The sequence below is a fragment of the Streptomyces sp. CA2R106 genome (genome assembly GCF_037034245.1).
Taxonomy (GTDB): Bacteria; Actinomycetota; Actinomycetes; order Streptomycetales; family Streptomycetaceae; genus Actinacidiphila.
On sequence record NZ_JBAGKC010000148.1, the window covers coordinates 1 to 771 of the forward strand.

Below are 771 nucleotides of genomic sequence, written 5' to 3' on the forward strand. Positions count from 1 at the left end.
ACCACCGAACCACCAACCCCGGACACCACCCCGCTCACCACACCAGGCGCAACCTGCCCCGCGGCAACCGCAGACATCCCCGTCAGCAGCTGATCACGGTCACCGCCCAACACCGCCAGCCGGTGCGCGAACCCCGTCGTCCGCGTCACCGCCAACGACAACGCCACATCCCCGACCGAGACCTCAGGGCGAGCGTCGACGAACTCCGCCAACCGACCCGCCTGCGCCACCAACGCCGCATCAGACCGCGCCGACACCACCCACACCACCGCACCACCAGACTCCGACCCCACCTCCGAGACAGACTCCACCTCCTCCTGCACGGGCTGTTCGAGGATGAGGTGGACGTTGGTGCCACTGATCCCGAACGCCGACACACCCGCCCGCCGCGGACCAGAACCCGCCGGCCACTCACGCGGCGCCGTCAGCAACTCCACCGCCCCGGCCGACCAATCCACGTGGGAGGACGGAGCATCCACATGCAGGGTCTGCGGCAGCATCCCGTGCCGCATCGCCTGCACCATCTTGATCACACCCGCCACACCCGCAGCCGCCTGCGTGTGACCAATGTTCGACTTCACCGACCCCAACAACAACGGCCGACCCTCCGGCCGGTCCTGCCCATACGTCGCCAGCAACGCCTGCGCCTCGATCGGATCACCCAACGCCGTGCCAGTCCCGTGCGCCTCCACCACATCCACATCACCCGGCTGCAACCCCGCACTCGCCAACGCCGCCCGAATCACCCGCTGCTGCGACGGACCATTCGGC

General features: G+C 69.0%; 1 protein-coding gene. It reads right to left on the reverse strand.

Annotated elements, in window-relative coordinates:
- The coding region (locus tag WA788_RS35445; RefSeq protein WP_335984607.1) for a ketoacyl-synthetase C-terminal extension domain-containing protein at positions 1-771 on the reverse strand (771 nt) is incomplete at both ends.